Annotated in this window: 15 protein-coding genes and 1 pseudogene; 9 read left to right on the top strand and 7 right to left on the bottom strand. The window is 73.1% G+C overall.

What is annotated here, in order from left to right; all coding sequences use genetic code 11:
* Positions 1-102: 102 nt before the first annotated feature.
* From ACZ7MG_RS34720 to ACZ7MG_RS34730, 3 genes and pseudogenes are all read right to left on the bottom strand, one after another.
* Positions 103-258 (bottom strand): annotated as a pseudogene (locus tag ACZ7MG_RS34720) (histidine phosphatase family protein); the annotation flags it as partial.
* 107 nt (positions 259-365) lie between these two features.
* A complete protein-coding gene (locus ACZ7MG_RS34725; RefSeq protein ID WP_471389602.1) occupies positions 366-830 on the bottom strand; it encodes a GNAT family N-acetyltransferase in 465 nt (154 codons plus the stop codon).
* Positions 827-2,293, bottom strand: coding sequence for an aminotransferase-like domain-containing protein (locus ACZ7MG_RS34730; RefSeq protein ID WP_471389600.1), 1,467 nt, complete (start codon positions 2,291-2,293; stop codon positions 827-829). The genes ACZ7MG_RS34725 and ACZ7MG_RS34730 overlap by 4 nt, the downstream gene beginning before the upstream one ends.
* Between ACZ7MG_RS34730 and ACZ7MG_RS34735 the strand changes: the two genes are divergently transcribed.
* The 4 genes from ACZ7MG_RS34735 (at position 2,292) to ACZ7MG_RS34750 (ending at position 7,020) form a co-directional block, all read left to right on the top strand.
* On the top strand, positions 2,292-3,269 hold the full coding sequence (locus tag ACZ7MG_RS34735; RefSeq protein WP_471389598.1) for a DMT family transporter: 978 nt from the start codon (positions 2,292-2,294) through the stop codon (positions 3,267-3,269). The genes ACZ7MG_RS34730 and ACZ7MG_RS34735 overlap by 2 nt on opposite strands.
* A gap of 53 nt (positions 3,270-3,322) precedes the next feature.
* On the top strand, positions 3,323-3,520 hold the full coding sequence (locus ACZ7MG_RS34740) for a DUF1918 domain-containing protein (protein WP_471389595.1): 198 nt from the start codon (positions 3,323-3,325) through the stop codon (positions 3,518-3,520).
* A 417-nt stretch (positions 3,521-3,937) separates the two neighbouring features.
* Entirely contained in the window at positions 3,938-5,857 is a 1,920-nt protein-coding gene (locus ACZ7MG_RS34745; RefSeq protein ID WP_471389592.1) for a CHAT domain-containing protein, read from the top strand.
* Positions 5,854-7,020, top strand: a complete 1,167-nt coding sequence (locus ACZ7MG_RS34750) for a ComEC/Rec2 family competence protein (RefSeq protein WP_471389589.1) — start codon at positions 5,854-5,856, stop codon at positions 7,018-7,020. The genes ACZ7MG_RS34745 and ACZ7MG_RS34750 overlap by 4 nt, the downstream gene beginning before the upstream one ends.
* On the opposite strand, the gene ACZ7MG_RS34755 is transcribed toward ACZ7MG_RS34750, so the two are convergent.
* On the bottom strand, positions 7,005-8,315 hold the full coding sequence (locus tag ACZ7MG_RS34755; RefSeq protein ID WP_471389586.1) for a CHAT domain-containing protein: 1,311 nt from the start codon (positions 8,313-8,315) through the stop codon (positions 7,005-7,007). The genes ACZ7MG_RS34750 and ACZ7MG_RS34755 overlap by 16 nt on opposite strands.
* Before the next feature lie 49 nt (positions 8,316-8,364).
* Entirely contained in the window at positions 8,365-10,230 is a 1,866-nt protein-coding gene (locus ACZ7MG_RS34760) for a hypothetical protein (protein ID WP_471389583.1), read from the bottom strand.
* A gap of 218 nt (positions 10,231-10,448) precedes the next feature.
* On the opposite strand from ACZ7MG_RS34760, the gene ACZ7MG_RS34765 reads away from it, so the two are divergent.
* Genes ACZ7MG_RS34765 through ACZ7MG_RS34785 form a run of 5 tightly spaced genes read left to right on the top strand, consistent with a single transcriptional unit; the run spans position 10,449 to position 17,421 of the window.
* Positions 10,449-13,019 (top strand): protein kinase domain-containing protein, encoded by a 2,571-nt coding sequence (locus tag ACZ7MG_RS34765; protein ID WP_471389580.1) that lies wholly within the window; start codon positions 10,449-10,451, stop codon positions 13,017-13,019.
* A 49-nt stretch (positions 13,020-13,068) separates the two neighbouring features.
* The gene (locus ACZ7MG_RS34770; protein ID WP_471389578.1) at positions 13,069-14,274 is read left to right on the top strand and encodes a hypothetical protein; all 1,206 of its coding nucleotides are present in this window, start codon (positions 13,069-13,071) and stop codon (positions 14,272-14,274) included.
* Positions 14,271-16,148 (top strand): AAA family ATPase, encoded by a 1,878-nt coding sequence (locus ACZ7MG_RS34775; RefSeq protein ID WP_471389575.1) that lies wholly within the window; start codon positions 14,271-14,273, stop codon positions 16,146-16,148. The genes ACZ7MG_RS34770 and ACZ7MG_RS34775 overlap by 4 nt, the downstream gene beginning before the upstream one ends.
* Complete coding sequence (locus tag ACZ7MG_RS34780) at positions 16,145-16,798, top strand: 4Fe-4S single cluster domain-containing protein (protein WP_471389572.1); 654 nt, start codon at positions 16,145-16,147, stop codon at positions 16,796-16,798. The genes ACZ7MG_RS34775 and ACZ7MG_RS34780 overlap by 4 nt, the downstream gene beginning before the upstream one ends.
* Positions 16,786-17,421 carry an FHA domain-containing protein gene (locus ACZ7MG_RS34785; protein ID WP_471389569.1) on the top strand — a complete coding sequence of 212 codons (636 nt, stop codon included), beginning with the start codon at positions 16,786-16,788 and terminating at the stop codon, positions 17,419-17,421. The genes ACZ7MG_RS34780 and ACZ7MG_RS34785 overlap by 13 nt, the downstream gene beginning before the upstream one ends.
* 28 nt (positions 17,422-17,449) lie before the next feature.
* On the opposite strand, the gene ACZ7MG_RS34790 is transcribed toward ACZ7MG_RS34785, so the two are convergent.
* Positions 17,450-19,666 carry a hypothetical protein gene (locus ACZ7MG_RS34790; RefSeq protein WP_471389566.1) on the bottom strand — a complete coding sequence of 739 codons (2,217 nt, stop codon included), beginning with the start codon at positions 19,664-19,666 and terminating at the stop codon, positions 17,450-17,452.
* A complete protein-coding gene (locus tag ACZ7MG_RS34795; protein ID WP_471389563.1) occupies positions 19,663-21,117 on the bottom strand; it encodes a hypothetical protein in 1,455 nt (484 codons plus the stop codon). The genes ACZ7MG_RS34790 and ACZ7MG_RS34795 overlap by 4 nt, the downstream gene beginning before the upstream one ends.
* Positions 21,118-21,132: the final 15 nt, after the last annotated feature.

Raw genomic sequence — 21,132 nt, forward strand, 5'->3', positions numbered from 1 at the left:
CGGACAAGGCGATCCTGCCACGGATCCGCCGGCCTTCGGGCCGCCGAAGCGAGGACGCCCCAGCCCTCCACCCTGGAAGGCGAAGAGCTGGGCAAACGTTCGATGGCGCAGCTCGGCCGCCGCCAACGGCACCAGCTCGTGGGCGGCGCGCTGCACTTCGTCCCATCCGGCCTGGTCCAGCGGCCGGTCGTCCTCGAAACGCTCCGCGAGCAGAGAGGAGCAGCGCGCGGCGGCGACGAACGTGACCCGAAGATGCATGCGGCGATGGTGGAACGGGGTTCTGCGCAGGTCAAGAGGCGTTACTCAGGAGTTACCCGGGGTACCGCGCCGCGCACTCCGGGCCACCCGTCGCCACGCTCCGCCCCTCACTCGAACGTCAGCGCCATCCACTGGTCGGGCTTGGCGAGCGGCTCGAACCCGAGCTTGGCGTAGACGCCGTGCGCGTCGTGGGTGGCCAGCAGGACGCGCCGCAGCCCGTACGGCCGCAGGTGCTCGCGCACGGCCGCCACCAACGCGGTGCCGAGCCCCTTCCCGCGCGCCGACGGGGCGACGTACACATCGCAGAGCCAGGCGAACGTGGTCCGGTCGGTCACCACCCGCGCGTACGCCACCTGCTCCCCCGAACCCGCCTCGTACACCCCGAAGTTGAGGGACCCCCGGATCGCGTGCTCCTGCTTCTCACGCGGGCGGCCGAGGGCCCAGTACGCGTCGGTGGACAGCCACCGGTGGACCCGGTCCACGTCGATGCGGCCGGCGTCGTCGGACAGCTCGTAGCCCTCGGGAAGACTCTGGTTCACTCCGGGCGGACTCTGGTTCAACTCGTCGCTCATGGCTGGACGTTCGCAGGCCGGTCGTGCGCTGTCGAACCGTTTACGGCCTCCTTCAGCCGTCGTACGCCCTCCACGATCTCCCCCGCCCCCGCGACCCCGGCGAAGCTCAACCGCAGGTGCCCGGCCGGGGGTTCGGCGCTGAAGTAGGGGCGGCCGGGGGTGACGGCGACACCGGCGCGGAGGGCGGCGGCGACCAGCGAAGGCTCGTCCGTACCGTCGGGGAGGCGCAGCCAGAGGTGGTAGCCGCCGGACGGGATGTGGGGCAGGGCGAGTTCGGGGAGGCGCAGGCGCAGCTCGGTCGTGAGCGTGTCCCGGCGGTTCTTCAACTCCCGTGACACGGAACGGAGATGGCGGGGCCAGGCGGGTGATCCGACGAGTTCGAGGGCGGCCTCCTGGAGAGGGCGCGGCACGAAGAAGGTGTCGACGACCTGGATGGCGCGCAGCCGTTCCAGCACCGGGCCCCGCGCGGCGAGGGCGCCCACCCGGAAGCTGGGCGAGGTCGCCTTGGTCAGCGAGGAGACATGGACGACCACCCCGTCGGGGTCGCCGGCCGCCAGCGGCCTGGGCAGGGGCCCGGCGTCCTCGTGCACGAGCCGGCGTACGAAGTCGTCCTCGATGACGAAGGCCCCCGCCTCCCGCGCGAGCCTCAGGACCTCGCCCCTGCGGTCGGCCGAGAGGACGGCGCCGGTGGGGTTCTGGAACAGCGGCTGGCAGACGAGGACACGGGCGCCGGAGGCCTTGAACGCGTCGGCGAGCAGGGCGGGCCGTACCCCGTCCGCGTCCACCGGCACCGGAACGGGCCGCAGTCCGGCCGCCCGGGCGATCGCCAGCATGCCCGGATAGGTCGGCGACTCGACCAGCACGGGCGCCCCGGGCGGCGCGAGCGCGCGCAGGGCGGTGGTCAGCGCGGACTGGCCGCCCGCCGCGACGATCACCTCGGCCGCGGTGATCGCCCCGCCGATGCTCCGCGCGAACCACTCGCGCAGTTCCGGTACGCCCTCGACCGGTGGCCGTGCCCACACCCCGGGCCGCCGCCCGGCCCGCGACAGGGCCGCGCCCATCGCCTGCTCCGGCTGGAGCGAGGGGTGCAGATAGCCGCCGTTGAACTCGATCACGCCGGGCGGCGGGGAGGCCAGCGAGACCAGCACCCCGGAGGCGTCCACCGTGCGGGGCGACGGCTCGGCGCTGCCGTCGGCGCTCAGCGCGACCTCCTGCCAGGATGTGTCCCCCACGACCGCGGTCCCGCTCTCGCGCGGCCCGGCCCGGAAGGCGCCCGCCCCCGGCCGGGTCACCACGAGCCCCTCGGCGGCGAGGTGCGCCAGGGCCCGCGAGACCGTCACCGGGCTCACCCGGAACCGCTGAACGAGGGCCCGGCTCGACGGCAGCTTTCCACCCGGAGAGTAGCGGTTCAGCTCCTTCCGCAGCTGTTCCACCAGTTCCGCGACACTGCTACGCTCGTGCATGAGAGCAGAGAGTAGCGCTATCGCCCGGAGTTCAGTAGCGGTGGGCGGCGCCCCGGACGGCACCGCGCCACGACCGGCCGCCGCCGACAGCCCCACCTCGCCCGGACCCGGCCGCCGTCCCCGTGCCGGTGGCACCCTCCAAGCCGCCCTCGGTGTCACCGCGTTCTCCCTCACCTTCCCGGCCACCGCCTGGGGGCTGGAGGGCTTCGGTCCCTGGTCGCTGGTCGCCGTGCGGAGCGTGCTCGCGGCCGTCATCGCGGGCGGCTGTCTGCTGGCCCTCCGGGTGCGGCTGCCGGGCCGCCGGCACTGGGCGGGGCTCGCGGTCGTGGCCGCCGGAGTGGTCGTCGGCTTCCCCCTGCTCACCACGCTCGCGCTGCGGACCTCCACCACCGCGCACGCCGCCGTCGTGGTCGGTCTGCTCCCGCTGACGACCGCCCTGTTCTCGGCGCTGCGCATGGGCACCCGCCCGTCGCGCACCTTCTGGGCCGCCGCCCTCGCCGGGGCCGCCGCCGTCGCCGCGTTCACCGTGGCGCAGAGCGGCGGTGCCCTCACCACGGCCGACCTCTATCTCTTCGGCGCCCTGCTGGTGTGCGCGGCCGGCTACACCGAGGGCGGCCGGCTGGCCCGGGTGATGCCCGGCTGGCAGGTCATCGGCTGGGCCCTGGTGCTCTGTCTCCCGCTGACCGTGCCGGGCGCGCTGCTGGCCCTGTCGTACGAGCCGGTCCAGTTGACCGCGCACAGTGTGGCCGGGCTGCTGTGGGTGGCGGCCGGGTCCCAGTTCCTGGGCCTGGTCGTCTGGTACCGGGGCATGGCGGCGATCGGCATACCGAAGGCCAGCCAGTTGCAGCTGGCGCAGCCGCTGCTCACACTGGTGTGGTCGGTGCTGCTCCTCGGCGAGCAGCTCACCCCGGCCGCGCCCCTGACGGCCGCCGCCGTGCTGGTCTGTATCGCGGTCACCCAGCGCTCGTCCGCCTGAGAAGGACCGCCGACGACAGAGAACGACCGAGAGCCCGTACGAGGAGGCCCCCGATGCAGGCAACTGTTGGCGACACCCTGCTGGTGCACGGCAGGACCGTCGGGCACCACGACCGGACCGCGGAGGTCCTGGAGGTGCTCGGCCAGAACGGGAACCCGCCCTACCGGGTCAGGTTCCAGGACGACGGGCACGAGGCGCTCATGTCCCCCGGCCCGGACACGGTCGTCCGCCACCTCGGAGACGAGAGGTAGTCACCGGCGCCCCTCTCCCCCGGCCTCTCACCGTGGTGGTTCCGCCGGCCGCTGGTAGTGGTCGGCGACCACGCGTGCCATCGCGCCTATCCGGTCGAGCCCGACCTCCTGGGCCGAGAAGAGACATGCCCGCGGGCTGAGCCGGGCGGCCCCGCCTGGTAAAGGGCCTCCTCACTGCGGAGCCACGATTCTGCGGTGCCGCCGCGGGTCTCCCCGACCGGCCGGCGACCTGTGCGCCAACCGTCCTCGGCCCGTTTCCCACAAGTCTCAAGTCGCCCGGCCGAGAAGGGAATACGATGAGTCACGCGGTGCGCACGGAATGTGCCGCGTGCGCCTGTCCGTCCCTGGACCATGCACCAGCGGGTGGGGCACGGTGGGACCCGGGCGGTTCACGCTGCCGGGAGAGGACGGAGCCGCATGACCGCTCAGGACGCCGCCACCGAACTGGTCGGGCTGTGGCCGAAACTGCCGGGGCTGGTGGGACCGGACTGGCCGCGTGTGCGCGCGGCGGCCCTGAATCTGGTCGGTCGGCTCACTGGCGCGGGCACCGACGAGGAGCGCGTCGGCCACGCCGAGTCCCTGCTCGAACTCCTGCTTCCGTACCCGGAGGCGGCCGGCGTTCTCGGTGAGGCGTACCACCGCGGGCGTCGATCCTCCGGACCCCTGACGGAGACCCCCGACTGGACCGAACTGTGCCGACTGCTGGACGCCATGCCGCGCGAGCAGTGGATAACGGCTCGGTTCGACCGGCTCTGTCTGGGCGCCCCGGCAGCGGCCGGGCGCACTCACCGGCTCGTCCTCGGTATCGACCGGGCTGCCCACCCGTACGCCTTCGACGCCGCCCAACTCGGCCTGGCGCTCCCTCCGGAGGCGGACGCCGGCGTCCTGGACATCGAGGTGTACGGAGCGCCGGAAGCCGTCGCTGTGGTGCCGGTGAACCGGTCGCTCGTCGTGCGTCGGCACATGCCCGCTCCGAAGACCGGCGTGTCCGAGGCGCTCTTCGACGTCACGTTCCTCGACGATGACCGAACGGTGTCCCTCATCGTGGTGGCACGTACTCCGGGCGGGCACGTCCCCCATCAACTCCGCCTCGTCGTCCACCCGTCGGGCCGACTGGAACAGGAGATCCTGCTGGCACCGTGGCGTGCGGCTCCGGTCTCCCCTGCGACACAGATCGCCCTGTCGCTCATCCTGACCTCGACCGGTGGCACCCATGTCCTCACCGTGCGGGACGGAACAGGCAGTGCCACGGCGGAACTCCCCTACAGCCGCGGCGAACTGGACGACCTCGTGCGTGCGGCGAGGGGCGGTGTCGAGAAGCTTCTGCTGGGGCCGCAGGGCCTGATATACGAGTCGTCCCTCGACATTCCCGAGGAGACGTACCAGTCCGATCTCCGTCTGCTGGCACGATCCGGCTACGACCTCTTCGACGCCCTTTTCCGCCCTGACGGCGGCAGCCCGGGCCTGCGCAGGGTCGGTGACATCATCATCGACGCCCTGGCGTCCGCCGGACCGGACCGCGCCCCGTCCATCGAGGTCGTCAGCGACGGACTGGGCCTGCCCTGGCACCTCATGTACGCCGTCGACACCTACGACGACGCCCAGGTGTCGCCCTACCGTCTGCTGGGCCTGGGGTCCAGGCTCACCCTCGTCCCGCTGCGCTCCGGCCATCACCAACGCCACCGCACGCAGTACGTGCCGCGGACCGCCGCCGAGGCCACGGCGTTCATCGCCGTCAACACGGACATCGACCGGGCCCGGACCCAGCGGCCCCGCGCACTCGTGGCCGGACAGGTCGGCTACTGGAAGCGACGCATCGCCGACCGCGCGGAGGTCGTCGACGACGCGGAGAAGGTCACCGAGGCCCTGCGTAAACCGCATCGGTCCGATGCCCTCTGGTACTTCTACTGCCACCTCACGGGTGGTCAGCAGACATCCGTGATGGGTGACATGGCGCTGGAGTTCACCGGGGGACGGCAGGTGTCACTGCGGGACGCGAGGCGCGACGCCCCACCGGAAGTGCCCCTGCCGGGCGCCCCGCTCGTCGTTCTCAACGCCTGCGCGTCGTCCGCCCGCGGGTCCGCCCTGCGTGCGGCGTTCTCCTCGTACTTCCTGAGCAAGGGTGCCCGTGCCGTAGTCTGCACCGACATCGAGGTGCCGACGGAACTCGGCGCCGAATGGGCCCGCCGCTTCTTCGACCGCCTGCTCGCGGGTGACGCCGTCGCCACCGCGCTGCATGTGACGGCCCGCACGCTCGTCGAGGAGCACCGCAATCTGCTGTGTCTGCTCTACACGGCGTTCGGCACCGCCGACGCGCGGATGGTGACGCCCTCGTGATCAGTGTCGAGGCGTTGCCCGCGGCACACGGCGACTGTCTGTGGGTCGAGTGGGACGACGGACCCCACCGGCGGCGCATGCTCATCGACGGCGGTCCCGGACGCTACGGGAACCTGCCCGCCGGGCTGGCGGCGCGTTTCGCACGCCAGCCCGAGGACCAGCGGGAGTTCGAGCTCGTCGTGTGCAGCCACATCGACGACGACCACATCGTCGGGCTGCTGCCGCTGCTGACCACACCCCCCAAGAATTTCCAGGTGCGCGAGGTCTGGTTCAACGCTCTCGAACACACCGGTCCCACGGACACGCTCGGGGTGCGCAGCGCCGAACGGCTGGCGGCGTTCCTGCGCGAGGGTCGACTTCCCTGGAACACCGCCACACACGGCGGTCCCGTCGTCGTACCCGAACGACAGGGCCCGCCCACGTTCCCCCTGCGTGGACTGACCCTCACCCTGCTCTCCCCCTGGCAGGAGCAGCTGACCCGGTTGCGCACCGAGTGGCTCACCAAGGCGGCCGCCCGGCCGGAGCGGGACGTCCTGGGATCCGCCGCCGCACCCACGGCGTTCGACGCGCGTGTGCTCGCCGAGTTGGCCGCCCGCCCGCACCGAGCCGACCGCTCCCCGGCGAACGGCTCCAGCATCGCCTTCCTGGCCCAGCACCCCGACGGCAGCAACGTCCTGTTCGCCGCGGACGCCCACGCGGAAGTCCTTGTCCGCTCGTTGCACCGACTGTGGCACGGCAACGGCTACCCGGTCTCCCTGGTCAAGGCACCCCACCACGGCAGCGCGCACAACGTGAGCGCCGGGCTGGTCGCCGCGGTCGAATGCCGGGACTGGCTGTTCTCCACCAACGGCGGTCGCGGCCACGAGAAGCGCGCGCAGGCCGGTCACTCGACGCACCCCTCCCCCGAGGCGATCGCCCACATCCTGCTGCGGAACGCCACGGACGAGGCCAGCCCACCCGAGCCACACACCACTTTCTGGTTCAACCACCGCACGCCCAGCACACAGCGCTACGCCCACCCTTCACTGGCGACGCTGGGCCTGCGGGCCGAGTATCCGGAGGGCGACAGCGACGGAATCACGGTGACCGTCTCGGAGGGCAGGGTCCTCCGGGGCGAGCCGTCCGGACTCGGCGGGCCCTCTCACGGTCACACCCCGACGTAGGCGAAGCCGGCCCAGTGGTCGGGGTGGGCATAGGAGCGCGCCTCCAGACCGCCGGGCAGGGTCATCAGCGCCAGCCGGAAGCGGCGGGCGGCCTCCGCGGGGAGCCAGGGGGCGCCTTCGGCGGTGGCCCTGCCGTACTCGTCGAACTTCTCCGCGTTGGTGGTGTCGCGCATCCAGCTCTGGGCCCGGGCGAGTGCCTCGGGAGGAGCAACAGCCTCCTCCTGGTGGCGCCAGAGCCGGTAGAACTCCGTCATCAGCATCGTGGTGGCCACGTCCCCGACCTCCCACAGGGAGGCGAGCACCCCGGCCGCGCCGGCCTGGAGCAGTCCGGTGGGCAGTGCGACGACCTCGTCGGGCAGATCCGTGCCGGGCACCAGGGTCTCGCAGGCCGACAGTACGGCCAGCCGCAGTCGAAGCCGCAGCGTCAGCAAGTCCCTGAGCCGCAGCCGATCAGCGCCCGCGAGGAGCAGATGGCTCTCCAGCGGCTCGGTCAGATCCGCCTCCCCGTGACAGGCCAGATGGGCGACATCGGCCTCGCGCAGCGCTTCGGCGACAGCCCGTGCACCGGCCTCGGCTCCGGCCAGCCGCGCATGGTCCCCCGGAAACGCGGCGCGGGCGACCGCCGCCTCGGTGCCGGCGTACTCCAGATGCCTACCGGGCGGCGTACGCAGCGGAGCGGCCACGGTGAGCAGCCGACGCGCGGGAATCCGGGACATCGCACGGGCCGCGCTGAGGGCGCGGGCGTTGGGCACGTAGTTCAGCGTGCGGTGGTCGAGGGCGTAGCGGCGCCCGGTCACCCGGTCCGCGTCCTCGGTCCAGGCGGCGTGCAGCGGCAACAGCCCGAGGAGCCCGCCGGCCACGAGCGTCGCCGCGCCCGGCCCGGGTAACCGCCGCAGCACGGGGTCCATGACGGTCGGCCACAGCCAGCCCGTGATCTCGTCGAGGGCCGTGCGCCAGGCTTCCCCGTCCTGCGACGACGTGTCCTTGTCGCGGGCGTGCGCCTCCAGGTACGGCATCACCTGGTCGCGCAGAGCCTGCGTGGTGAGCGACGGTAGCGGTACGTGTTCGACCTCCGGGCCGCGCACGATCAGCGCCAGCCCGCCCGGATCGGCCGCCGTGAGGTAGACCAGCGGAGGGCCGGAGGCGGCGTCCGCGATGTCGTCCATGGTCGGCGGTGCGAGGAACGAGGCGAACTCTCGCACGCCGTCGATCTCGACGTTCTGGATATCCCGGACGACGTCGTCCAGTTCACGGCGCGCGGCCCGGATCTCGGCCACGCGGTCGTCGTACGTCACCCTCGTCCTCCCCCTGTTCCCCGGCGGCCCGCTCGCCGCTCGATGGCGCTCATGTGCCGTCGTACGTCTCCATGGCTTGGTCCAGCCGCGCCGCGGCCCGTGCGTACCGGTCGGCCAGCGCCGGGTACACCGTCCGCAGCCTGCCCAGGGCGAAGCGGTCGCGGTCGAGGGCCTCGGCGAGGGTGACCGCCCGGGCGGTCTCCAGGGCCAGGGCCGCGGGACCGGGTGCGCCCACGAGGGTGTGGGCGTGGGCCGCGCGCCGGGCTGCGACGGACGCGTCGGAGAGCACGGCCTCCTTGTCGTCACGGGTGATCTGAGTGATCGTCACCCCGTACAGGAGCCGCAGCGTCCAGTCGTACGCCTCGGCCGATTCGCGCGCCCTGTGGTTCTGCCACGTCCACCGGGCCCAGACGCGGGCCGCGTCCAGTGCGGCGTACGGCATGACCTGCGCCAGGGCGCGCACCGTGCGGCGGGAGCAGCCGGTCGCCTCGGCCCAGTGATCGCTCAGGCCGGTGCCGTCCGCGCGGAGGAGCAGCACCTGGGCGAGGGCGGCATCGGCGTGCGCCCGGCGCACGGTCCCCTTCGGCAGCCGCCGGGACGCCTCGGCGCGCAGCTCCAGTGCCCGGGTGAAGTCCTCGGCCGTGTGGTCCCGGGCACTGCGCAGCAGGAGGGCGTCCGCGTAGCGGCCGCGCGCGGCGGGGAGGATGTCGGGCCGCCGGGCCGGCGAGCCCAGCACCCGTTCGAGGAGGGTGACCGCTTCGTCCAGGCCGCGCGGATCACGCGGGGCGATCTCGACGTACCGGTGGATCAGGCACTCGGCCAGCAGAGTCCGCGCGCCGTCGACGTGCACGCCCACGGCCACCTCCTCCGCCTCACGGGCCAGTACGAGGGCGGCCAGGAGATCCTGGTTCGCACGGTCCGGATCGGCACGGCGGTACCGCTGCGCCCGGCCCAGCCGGCCGTGGGCGGCGTCGCACAACAGGGGCGCGCGCGAGGGACTGTGGGGCGGAACGCCGTCGAGAGCGCGGTCAGCCAGGGCGACGGCCCGGTCGGCCTCGTGCAGTCGGCCGGTCACCGCCGCCGACACCGCGGACCGCGTCCCCGACAGTTGCTCGGGGAGACCCGCGCCGCCGAGGCCGGGCAGCAGCCCGGAGCCGTCCGGGCCGGGCGACGGTTCGGCGGTCCGGTCCAGCGCGCCGGGGTCGCTGTCGGTCCGTACCCGGAACCACTCCAGCCGTGCGGCTTCCAGGTTGGTCCGCAGGGCCCCCTCGAAGCCGACCACCGCGCGACCCGTGCCCGCCCGTTCCAGTGCTTCCAGGAGCCGTACGGCGCGTGCGGCATCCTCGGGGTCGGCGCTGACACGGCGGCAGCGCTCCATGAGGGCGCAGCCCAGGCCCATGGTGAGGACGGCGTGGACGGCGTCCGTGAGGCGCGGTCCCGCGAGCGCCGCGTCGAGATGCGCGACGGCGCGTTCCAGGTCCGTCGGCCCCGCGCGCAGTTCGTGCAGGGCGAGGAGGGCGAGTCCGCTGGAACCGAGGGCCTCCGCGTGCGCGGACGACCCCGCGCGCAGCCCGTCCAGTACGTACAGCCACAGCTCCACGGCCTCTTGCTGGGCGGCCACGGTCCGTACGTACGAAAGGCAGCTGGCGAGGTTGGCGGTCAACGTCCGGCGCTCGGGGCGCCCTTCAGGAACCTGGGCGAGCGCCTCCCGGCCGGCCGTCACCGACTCCTCCCAGTCCCTGTGGTGCCCGGTACAGCGGTAGCCGGCCAAGTGAGCCTGCGACAGGTCCGACAAGGCCACCGCGCGGCGCAGTTTCGAGGCGCCGGGGCCCGGCAGGGCGGCACGGGCGTGGCGCAGCAGCTCCGGTACTCGTGCGCACGGCACCTCCTCGGCCGGGAGTCGGCGGATGTCCAATTCGGGTCCTCCCCCTAGGCCGAAGCTAGCCCCCCAGTATGGACCGGCCCTGCTCCCGTATACGGGGCGATCGGTCAACTGGCGATAATCCGGTCGGAGTCGGCGGATTGTCGAGACAGCCGGGCATTCGGAATCGCTACAGTGCTCTCGGGGAAGGACAAGTGGGTGCCACCGGGCTGTTCAGAATGATTTCGGTGACACACGGGGCAGGTGGGGGCATGACGGACGAGTCAGGTGCGAGATCCGGGCCGATCGGCGAGCCGCGAGATGACGAGGACGTCACCCGCAGGGACTCGAAGGAGCATGACTACGGCGCGGGGGACGCGACCCGACGGGATACCCGGTCCGGCGGCACCCGCCCCGAGGACGCCACGCGGGCCGACACCCGGTCTCAGGGCTCCGGCGGAAGGACCACGGGCGGCCGGGACGGCGGCTGGAGCCATGTTCCGGCCGCGATCACCGAGCGATACGAGGTGGTGAGGGCGCTGCCCGCCGGGGGCGAGGCGTACCGCGTCCTGCTCGTGCGCGACAAACTCGTACGCGACGAAGGGGAAGGCTCCGCCTGGGTCGTGAAGCTCTACCACGGCTCCGAGCGGCGTACGGACGAGGTGATGCGGGGCCTGCGCGATGCCGGCCACCCGCACATCGTCAGGGTGCGCGACTTCGGTGCGGAGCCGGACGCCTTCGGTGGTCACGCATGGCCCTGGGAGGTCCTGGAGTACGTGCCCGGCGGTTCGCTGCACGCCCTGCTGAGCGATCAAGGAGCGTTGCCACCGCGGCAGGTACGGAAGGTGCTGGAACAGATCACGGACGCGCTCCACCATCTGCACACCGAACTGCGCATCGGCGAGCGCCGGGGAGCCGCGCACCGGGACGTCAAGCCGGCGAACGTGCTGTTGCGTCATGCGGACGGCCCCCTGGAGGCGGTCCTGGCCGACTTCGGGCTGGTCGCGGAAGCGCGCGAGACCCGGCAGACCGACATCAAGGCCGGCAGCGGGTCGTACCAGGCACCGGAGACCTTCCACCGGGCGGACCGACGTCCCGCCCAGGACTGGTGGTCCCTCGGTGTGATGGTCGCGGAGATGCTGACGGGTGAGAACCCCAACTGCGCCGGTGGCGGAGGGTGGAGCAGCAACACGGCGCTGCACGAGTACCTCACCACCCACGACGTGGACCTCTCCGGGGTCACCGACCCCCGCTGGAAGCTGCTGTGCCGAGGGCTGCTGACCCGGGAGCCCGAGCACCGCTGGGGGCACGAACAGGTGCGTACCTGGCTGCGGGGCGGCAGCCCGAAGGTGCACCGGGCGGAGACCCGGGCGGGGTCGGGGGAGCCGTTCCGGCTGGACGGACGGACCTTCGACGATCTGGAAAGTCTGGCCGAGGCGATGGCCGGCCCGTCCTGGCCCGCCGCCCGGGACCTGTTCCTCTCCGACGACCGGCTCTCCTACCTGCGCACCTGGCTGCAACGAGAGTTCGCCGGCGGCGGCATCCCCGGCGACCTCGTCGCCTCACGCGCCCAGGACGCGCGGGAGGCGGCGGTGCGCATGGCAGCGTTCCGCGCGGCGGTCCTCACGGACGCGCCGGCGAGGTTCGCGGACCAGCCCGCGGACGCCGCCGGGCTGTGCGCGCTGACGGCGTCCTCCGCGGCCCAGGACCGGCAGGTGGTGGCGCTCATCAGCGGCGAACTCCTGCGGGTCCTGGCCACCCACCCGTGCACCACGCCGACTGCCGCCGGACATCACCGCTGCGCGGGCCGCTGCGAGGTGCTCGCCACCGCGGCGGAGACCCTTCCCGAGACCGAGTCCCAGCTGTGGCGGGCGATCACGGGCCTGCGGACGCGGCTCGGCACCGGCGCCTCGGCGACGCTGCGCGACGCGCTGGGCTCGTTGCAGCACGACCGCGATCTGCGGGTGCTGTGTCTGCGCAGCGTCCTCGACCCCGCCGGTGTGCGCCGGGAGCGGGTGTGGATGGCCGTGCGCCGCCTCAGACCGCGTATGAGGGCTTGCGACTGGTGGATGCGGCTGTCCTCGGAGGCTTTACGGGACAAGGACTCGCCTGCTCGTCTCCTGCTGGCCCGGGTGCTCCTGCGCCTGGCCGCGGCCGAGGGTCTTCAGGAACTCCGCAGACCGGGCGGTGTCGGCGACCGGTGGCGTACTAGGGGCAGGGACTCGCTGAAGCGTGTGGCGACGGTCTCCGCGGTGGTCCTCGCCGACCTGGCCACGGCCGCGCTGTTCCTGGTCGCGTCGCTCGTCGCGCTGTACGCCGCCACGACGGCCTGGCTCACCTGGTCCGTGGAGACACCCGAGCCGGACATGAACCGGTATGCGCAGGTGGCCGCGACCGTGCAGTACCAGCTCGCGGTTCCGCTCGCGGCCGTGACGCTGGCGGTGGTGCTCTGGCGACGGCGTCCGGGCCCGGCCGCGCGGCAGGCGGTCTGGATCGTGCTGCTCACGGGTGGGCTCGTGGCCGCCACCCTGTGGAGCGGCCACGGCGGTGAGATCGTGTTCCCCTACCTCCCCGACGCGGAGTTCAGGGAGACCCTCCTGACGACGAACAGGCGGGCGGGCGAGCATCCGGGGTCCACGGCCGTATGGGCCGCGATCATCTCGTTCGTCTGTCTGGTGGCCGCCGTGAAGGCGGCGGACAGGCGTCCCGGCGGGCGTGGGCCGGTCGGCGACGTCGCATGGGCACGGGTCCTCGTCGTCGTGGCCGTCCTGGTCATGCTGGTCTTCCCCGCCCTGGACATCTGGCTGCCCCTCGTGCCGGACCGGCCGCAGGAGCTGTGGTGAGCAGCGGGCGCGAGCCGACGCACGTCGTCGGGGCACGGAAGGTACGGCCATGAGTTCGATGGGAGCGGCGTCCTACCGTGTGGAGACGCCCGAGGAGATCGAGGCGCGCCGGCGCAGAGCCGCCCGGGAGCGCTATCGCGGGGCGGCGGTCCGGCACGCCGCCATGGTGACAGAGACAGCGGCGTGCCGGACCGCGCACGGCAGGGCGGTCTCCGCGCTGCGGCGCGCGTCCGAGCCCCCGGCCCACGCGACGGCGGACGAACTGGAGGCGGCGGCCGAGCGGCTCGACGCACAGGCGGCGCACGCCCGTGGCCTCCTCGACGCGCAGTTGGCCCAGGTCTTCCGTGACGAGCTGACGGCTCTGGCGACGCGTCCGGCCCCCAGGGTGACCCGCCGGGAGCCCACGACGCGGGCAGGGGCCACCAGCGGGCAGACCGAAGCGGCACGCGCCATGGAGGCCCGGGCGGCCGCCGAGAGGCGCCGGGCTCTGGCGGAGCGGGCAGCGGACCTGCTGGCTCGGCTGCCCGCCGGCACCCCGGCCCCGGTACGGGAGCGGTGCGCCGCGGACGCCCGGGAGGTGGCCTCGGCCGCCGGCGAGGAGAAGGCGCGGCGTGTCCTGGCCTCGCTGGAGGACCGACTGCGGTCCGCCGAGCGGGCCCGGCGGGCGGTCGAGGCGGTCGCCGGGCAGGCCGCCGCCCTGCTGGCGAGGCTGGAGGATGTACCGGACGCGAGGAGCGAGGAGCTGACGGGCAGGCTGGTCGCGGTGATCGAGGAAGGGTGCGCCGAGATGCCGCCCGGTCTCGTCGCCGACGTCGAGCGGGCGGTCGGCGAGGCCGACAGGGAGCGCGCCCGCCGTATCGCCGCCCGGGCCCTCGCCAAGGTGCTGGCCGACCTCGACTACCACGTCGGCGAGGGATTCGAGACGGCTCTGGTGGACCAGAGCACAGCCCACGCCGCGCTGCCCGGCGACACCGGCTACGGGCTGAAGATCCTCTTCGATCAGGGCAGTTCGGTGCTGCGCCACATCGTCGTGCGTGGCGCGGACGCGGAGGGCGGCGAGAGCGCCGACCGGCGGGCGCAGCGGACGTTCTGCGAGGCGCTGCCCGCGCTGGTCGCCGGGCTGGGGCAGTACCACGTGCGCCTCGGCACGGGCGACCTGGAGGAACCCGGTCGACGGCCGGTGCCCCGGGTGGGCTCGGGAGTCGTTCCCCGGCGGGAACGCGGTGGCGGTCAGGAACGGGAGGCACAGGCATGACCGGTACGCAGGGCTTCGGCGCGTCCTACAAGGGTGGCGGCCCTCCGGGCGGGGAGGACTCCCGGCCCGCGTGGGTGCGGGAAGTGGCGCTGGCCGTCGGGGCGCACCCACAGATCCTGCTGACAGGGAACGTCCACGATCAGTACCTGCTGCCCGACCCGGAACTCGACGGGCGGGAGCGCTATATGGAGTTGGTCGACGTACTGGGCAGCGTCCTCGCCGAACGCCACTACTCGGCGGTACTGAGTTCGGCCGGCGGGGAGGGTTTGCGGGTGGTGCGCCCCGAGGGCGCGGTCCCGCGCGTGGTGACCGAACTCCTCGGCCGGGCCGAGGCCGAGTTGGGGCAGCATCTGTCACTGGGACAGTTACGGGACGTCATGGTCGCCGTGGCCGGCGAGCGGGCTCCAGGTGCCGAGCCCGTGGCGTTGATCGTCACCGACGCGTCCCGGTTGCTGTCCGGGGAGCAGAGCACGGCCGAGGAACGGCTGTTCCTCTCCGTCGCGGACCGGCTGGCCTACCGGGCGCTGCCGACGGCGGTCGGCTATCCGGTCATCTTCTGGGTGCTGGACCGCGTCAACGACCTGCCCAGTTGGTTCACCACGGGCAACCACACCCTGCGGGTGACCGCGGTGCCGGAACCCGACCTGGGGACACGTGAGCGGGCGGCGGCGGAGTACATGCCCCGGATGCTGAGCGCCCCCGCGCATCCCGCGGAACGTGCGGCTCTGGCCCGCCGCTTCGCCGAGGCCACCCACGGCATGCGACTGCGGCAGATGCGTGACGTGGTGGAGCTGGCGCGAGTGGCGGGCATTCCGGCGGAGCGCGTGGAGGACGCCGTACGCACCTTCCGTGTGGGCGTGCCCGACAACCCCTGGCAGCACCCGACGCTGCGCAGCCGACTGGCCGGGGCCGAGGAGGTGTTGGGGCGCCGGGTGCTGGGCCAGCCGGACGCGGTGCGCCGGGCGGTGGACATCGTCGCCCGGTCCGTCACCGGGCTCGCCGGGGCGCAGACCGGCGGCACCGGCACCAAACCACGAGGCGTGCTGTTCTTCTCGGGTCCCACGGGCGTGGGCAAGACGGAGCTGGCGAAGGCGCTGGCGGGGCTCCTCTTCGGCGACGAGAAGGCGTATCTGCGCTTCGACATGAGCGAGTTCTCCGCAGAGCACTCCGAAGCCCGTCTCATCGGCGCGCCCCCCGGCTATGTCGGTCACAACGCGGGCGGGGAGCTCACCAACGGCATCCGTGAACAGCCCTTCAGAGTCGTGCTCTTCGACGAGATCGAGAAAGCGCACCCGAGGCTGATGGACAAGTTCCTCCAGATCCTCGACGACGGCCGGCTCACCGACGGGCGCGGTGCCACCGTGTACTTCACCGAGACGCTGCTGGTGTTCACCACCAACCTCGGTGTGATCACGGCGGACGAGCAGGGCAAGCCGAAGGAGAACGTCACCCCGGAGGACGATCTGGAGAGCATCGAGAGCCGTGTGCGGGAGCACCTGCAGCTGTACTTCCGCTATCTGCTGGGGCGTCCCGAGTTGTACAACCGCATCCAGCAGAACATCGTCGTCTTCGACTTCCTGCGACCACCGGTGACCGAACAGATCGCCGAGCGTGCGCTGGACAGGGTCACCGAGACCGTCCTGCGCGTGCACGGGGTCACCGTGGAGTACACGGACGAGATCCGGAAGCGGCTGCGCGAGCTGGCCATCTTCGATCTGCGCAACGGCGGTCGGGGCATCGTCTCGGAGATCGAGGCCATCCTGGTCAACCCCCTGGCCCGGGAGCTGTTCCTGAATCCCCGTCGGCCCGGGGACACCGTCCGCGTCCGGGGGCTGGAAAAGGACGGGCAGAACTGGAGGCTGATCACCGAATGATCCTCAATGTCGCCCGGCTGCACCACCCGGTGACGGCGCTCGGTCCGGGTTCCCGGCTCGGGATCTGGGTCCAGGGCTGCACGCTGGCCTGTCCGGGCTGTCTGTCCCGGGACACCTGGGCATCGGGGCCCGAGTACGCGGTGGACACCCGGACGATTCTCGACTGGTGCGACGACCGGCCGCCCGCGGACATCGGCGGAGTCTCTCTCAGCGGCGGCGAACCATCCGAACAGCCGCTCGCGCTCGCCGAGTTGCTCAGTGGTCTCGCCGCACGCCGGGACCGCCACGGCTGGGACCTGCTGTGCTGGACGGGTCTGGAGGAGGATGTCTTCGCCGCCCGCTGTCCGGAGGCGTACGCGCTGCTGGACGGCCTGGTGACCGGCCCCTACCGAGCGGCGGAGGCCGGTGGGGGGAGGTGGCGCGGCTCTGCGAACCAGAGGTTGGTGCCGCTCACCGACCTCGGACGGCGGCGCTACGGCCCGTGGACCGGGGACGGTCCGGGCCCCGGGCCTCCGGCCGAACTGCAGTTCCAGGTCGAGGAGGACCGGATGTTCCTGATCGGCGTCCCGCGGCCCGGCGATCCCGCCCGCATCCAACGGGCCCTCGCCTCGCAGGGCATCACCATGGAAGGTGTCACATGGCGGCCCTGATCTGCCCGCGGGGGCACGACGACCCCGGCGACAGCTCGCTGTGCGCGCACTGCGGCGAGTATCTGCGCAAGGCACCGCCTCCCGAAGCGCCCGCCGAACCGGCGCGCGAGTCCTCGCATGACGCCCGGCCTGGTTCCCCGGCGGCAGAGACCTGTCCGGAACCGGGGTGCGGTCTCGAACTCGACGGACACCGATGCCCGTTGCACGGTGCCGTTGTCCCGGCGGCCTCGCAACGGTCCCGCGAGGCGGGCCCCGCGTCGACCGGTTCGCCCGGCGGCTCCGGCGCGCCGGGCCTGACGGTGGTGTTTCCCTGGGGTTCCTACGCACTCGGCCCGGAGCCTCTGCTCGTCGGCCGCTCGACCACCGCGGCGGGCCCGCTCGCCGAGCGCATGCTGGAACACGGCCGGTGGACGGGCTCCGACTACGGCAACGTCTCCCGGAGCCATGCCGTGGTCTGGTCGGACACCGAGGGTGCCTGGATCCGTCACCTCAGCACGACCAACGACACGCTCGTCAACGGCCACGCGCTTCCCCGGGACCAGGCCCGCCGCCTGCGCGTCGGTGACGTCCTCACCTTCTCCCAGGGCCTGCGTGCGCATGTCGCGGCGGCGCGACCGGAGTGACGTGCGGCCAGGCGGAACGACGGGCGGCTCAGTGTGCGTCGGCGGGACGGGTCACCGGGCCTTCCAGATTCCTGAGCCGACGGGCGGCGGCCGCCAGCCGCCGCAGCAGGACGGGTGGCAGACCGGCGGGCGCCGGACCCGTCTGCACGGCTCTGAGCAGCAGCGCCTCACTGAGCAGGACACACCGTCCGGTCTCCATCAGCCGGGCGGCCTCCCGTGGGTCACCGGCCGCCGCGGCGGCGTGGGCGGCCTCGCCGGTGAGCCGGCCACCCGAGCGCAGCCACCAGGTGCCCAGGTGCCGGTCCGCCTGACGCCGGGCCAGCTCGTTCAGGGTCTCGACAGCGATCCGGTAGCCCAGGGCGGCGTCCCGAGGCCGGCCCTCCCCGCTCGCCCAACGCCCCCAGAGCGAGCCGATCCACAGCAATGTCTCGGGGTCGGTCCGCGCGGCGTCGACCCGGATGCGCCGTACGGTCCGCCGCAGGGCCGGCAGAGACGCCTCGACCAGACCGGCCTCGGCCGCCGCGAGCGTCACGATGAGCAGCGTGGCCCGGACGCGGTGCCGGTCCAGCAGGACGGTACGCCTTCGTGCCAGGGCGCGGACGGAGGTGAGCGCCGCGATCAGGCCGGCCCGGTGGTCCGCGGCCGGTGGTGCGCCGCCGGGTGCCTCGCGGGACGGGGGCTGTGTGAACACATAGCGCTCGAACCTCGACAGGGCCAGCAGCAGGGCAACACGGACGTCCTCCGGTGAGCGCGGCGGGCCGTCAGCAGTGGCCCGCTCCAGCTGGAGAACGGCCTGCCGCAGGTCCTCGGGGTCGTTGCTCAGGCCGAAGCGGTCGCGCCGAGCGCCCCCGATGCCGGCCAGCGCCGCACGCCGGACGGGGGGTGGTGGATCGGCGCGCAGGGCCGCGCTGAAGGTGTCGAGCGCTGTGTCGAGCAGGCCGAGGTCGGCGGACTGCCGTGCGATCTCCTCCCTGACCACCGCGAGGTTGACCAGCCACGCCGCGCGTTCCCCGGTCCGCGCCACCGACGCCTCAGCGGCTTCCCTGGCGAGGCCGAGCGCCACCCGCAGGGCCGCCAGCTCCCCACCGGTTTCGAACACGCGATACCAGTACCCGGAGTAGTGCCCCAGGACAGAGGCCCGGTCGGGCGACGTCACCGGCACCGCCTCCAGGGCCTCGCGCAGCGCACTCTCCGCCGCGGTGAGGCACGCGTCGGACGGATGGCGCTGGTGCAGGTTCAGCAGGGCCACACCCAGGTCCAGCGTCCGGCGCACGCGATGCGGGGACATGGCCGGGGTGGCCTCGGCGGCCGCCGCCAGCAGCCCCACCGCAGCGTCCAGATCCGAGGCCCGGCCATGGGCCTCGTACCGCTGGCGCAGTACGGCGCCGAGGGTGTGGGCGATGTCCGCCTCCCGTGCTCCCGCCTCCCATACGGCGGCCAACTCGCGTACCGCCGCGTCCAGGTGGGCCGTCCGGCCGTCGCCCCAGTACGCGTGCAGCCGTCCCAGGGCGAGCCGCGTGTGGCAGTCCGCCCATGGCGCGGTGCCGACTGCCGCGCTGCGTGCGGCGCGGCGCAGCAGCGTCATCGCCGTGGTGCGGTGCGAGGCCGCCTCCAGGGTGTCCGGGATTTCGGAGAGTTCCAGCAGAACCAGGCCCAGATTGCTCTGCCGGGTCGCCAGGCGGGGCGAGGCCGTGGGCGTCAGTGCGACCGCTTCCGACGCCCATGCGGCGGCCTGGCGCAGGAGCCCGCCGCCTCCCACCGCGTAGTGGCACAGCAGGTACGCCCGCGCGGCGTCGTTCAGCAGCGCGGCGCGCAACGCGGGGTGCGCGGCGCCGAGGGCCGCCTCGTCCAGCACTCTGGCCCATCCCGCGGTCCACTTCCCAGCGGCGGTCGCACGGTCGGTCGGGGAGGCTGCCTCGTCGAAGTCCGTCTCGGCGCGCTCCGCCGCCCGGTGGTGGTCGGCCACGACCGCATGGCACAGCGGGTCGATGACCGGGTGCCCCTCGGGGAAGACCGCGTCGAGGTCGGTACGGCAGCGGTCGAGGAAGAGCAGGTGCTGCTCGGCCAGCCTCCGGACGGTGCGCGGACCCCGGTTCGCCATGCGCCCGAGGGCGGCTGCCGCCGCGTCGCCCAGCAATTCGGGGTGTGCCCGTACGAGCGCGCCGGCGCGGTGGTAGTCGTCCTCGGCGACATAGGCGCGAAGGATCTCGGTGATGCCCGGGTCCGCCGTGTCTCCGGTGGTCACTCGACGCCCCGCATGGCGGCCCCGAGCCGTCCCAGGACATGGGTGTAGCGGTCGCGCAGCGGCTGCGGCAGCCGCTCCGACGACGCCCGTGCGAGGCCGAGTTCCTCGCTGAGCAGGACGGCCCTGCCTCGTTCGAGACGAACCGCCGCATCCGGCGTACGTCCCAGCATGGCCAGCGCGTATACGGACTCCTGGGTGAGTCCGCGCCACGCGACGAGCCATGTCTCCCTGTGGCGGCGCAGCGACTGGGCCCGGTGCAGTGTCTCCGCCGCTCGCATCAGGTAGTCGTCGGCCTCCCCCACCTCGTCCCAGGCCGAGCGCCGGACCGCCCAGCGCATCCAGTTGTCGGCTGCGGCCACCGTCATCTCGGGAGCGGTCAGCAGGCCCGCCTCGCACGACTGCCGTAGCGAGTCGCGTGCCATGGCGACGTCGCCGGGCTCGCCGGTCTCCTCGCAGATGACGCGCCAGGCCTCGCCGAGGACGTTCAGCCGGCTCGCCCGATACGGTGCGGTGGGCGGGGTCAGCGAAACGGCTTCGGTGAGTGAGTCCACGGCCTCCAGGAGGGCGGATCGGCTGTGCTCCGGCTGTTCGCCGAGGCGGTACATCTCGCCCAGGTCCGACAGGGCGTTTCCGAGGTTGGCCAGGAACGTGGCCCTGCCCGCGACGCCCCACGGGGACACCTCGATGGCTTTGCGGTACGCCGCGACAGCGGCCTCCAGGTCCCGCAGGTCGACGGAGTCGCCCGGCCGTGGCATCGCGCGTTCGGGGAACCGCGCGCCGAACCGGGTCAGCAACGCACTGCCGAGGTTGTTGTACCAGCCGCCCAGTTCGGGGTCGTCCTCATACGCGTGCGTGGTCGCACTCCGCGCGTGTGCGACCGCTTCCTGGAGGTCGTCGTCGGTGCCGTGGCGTTCGTGGCGATCCATCCGCAGCATGCCGACGTTGCTGCAGAGCCGTGCCCAGGCCCGGTCCTCACGCGGAAGAGCGGCCAGGGCCCGAGTGCCGAGATCGATCGCCGCGTCCAGATCGTCGAGGGAACCGGTGGCGTCGTAGCGGTCCCACAGACACAGCACCGAGGTGGCCGCGTACCGTGCCCAGGCCACCGATCCCTCCGGCACACCGGCCACCGCCGTCTCGGCCGCCGCCGTCGCGGCGTCGAGGTCGTCGGGGTCGCCCGTCATGTCGTAGCGGTCGGTGAGGACGACCGCCAGATCGTTGGCGCGTTCCGCCGTGTCGTGTCGGTCGATGTCGGCCGCGCGGCGGTATCCGGCCACGGCACGGTCGAGGTCAGCGACGTTTCCGAGGTTCCAGAACCGCCTGCGGTAAGCGTCGCTCAGCTCCACGAGCAGCCGCGTCAGCAAGTCGCTCCCGGCCCCCGCGGCCTCGGCCGATCGCAGTTCCCTCTCGGCGCGTTCCGGCTGCTCGACGTCAGCGTCTCCCCCGTTGTCCACCGGCGACTCCGCACC

It is taken from the genome of Streptomyces sp. NPDC107538 (genome assembly GCF_055657445.1).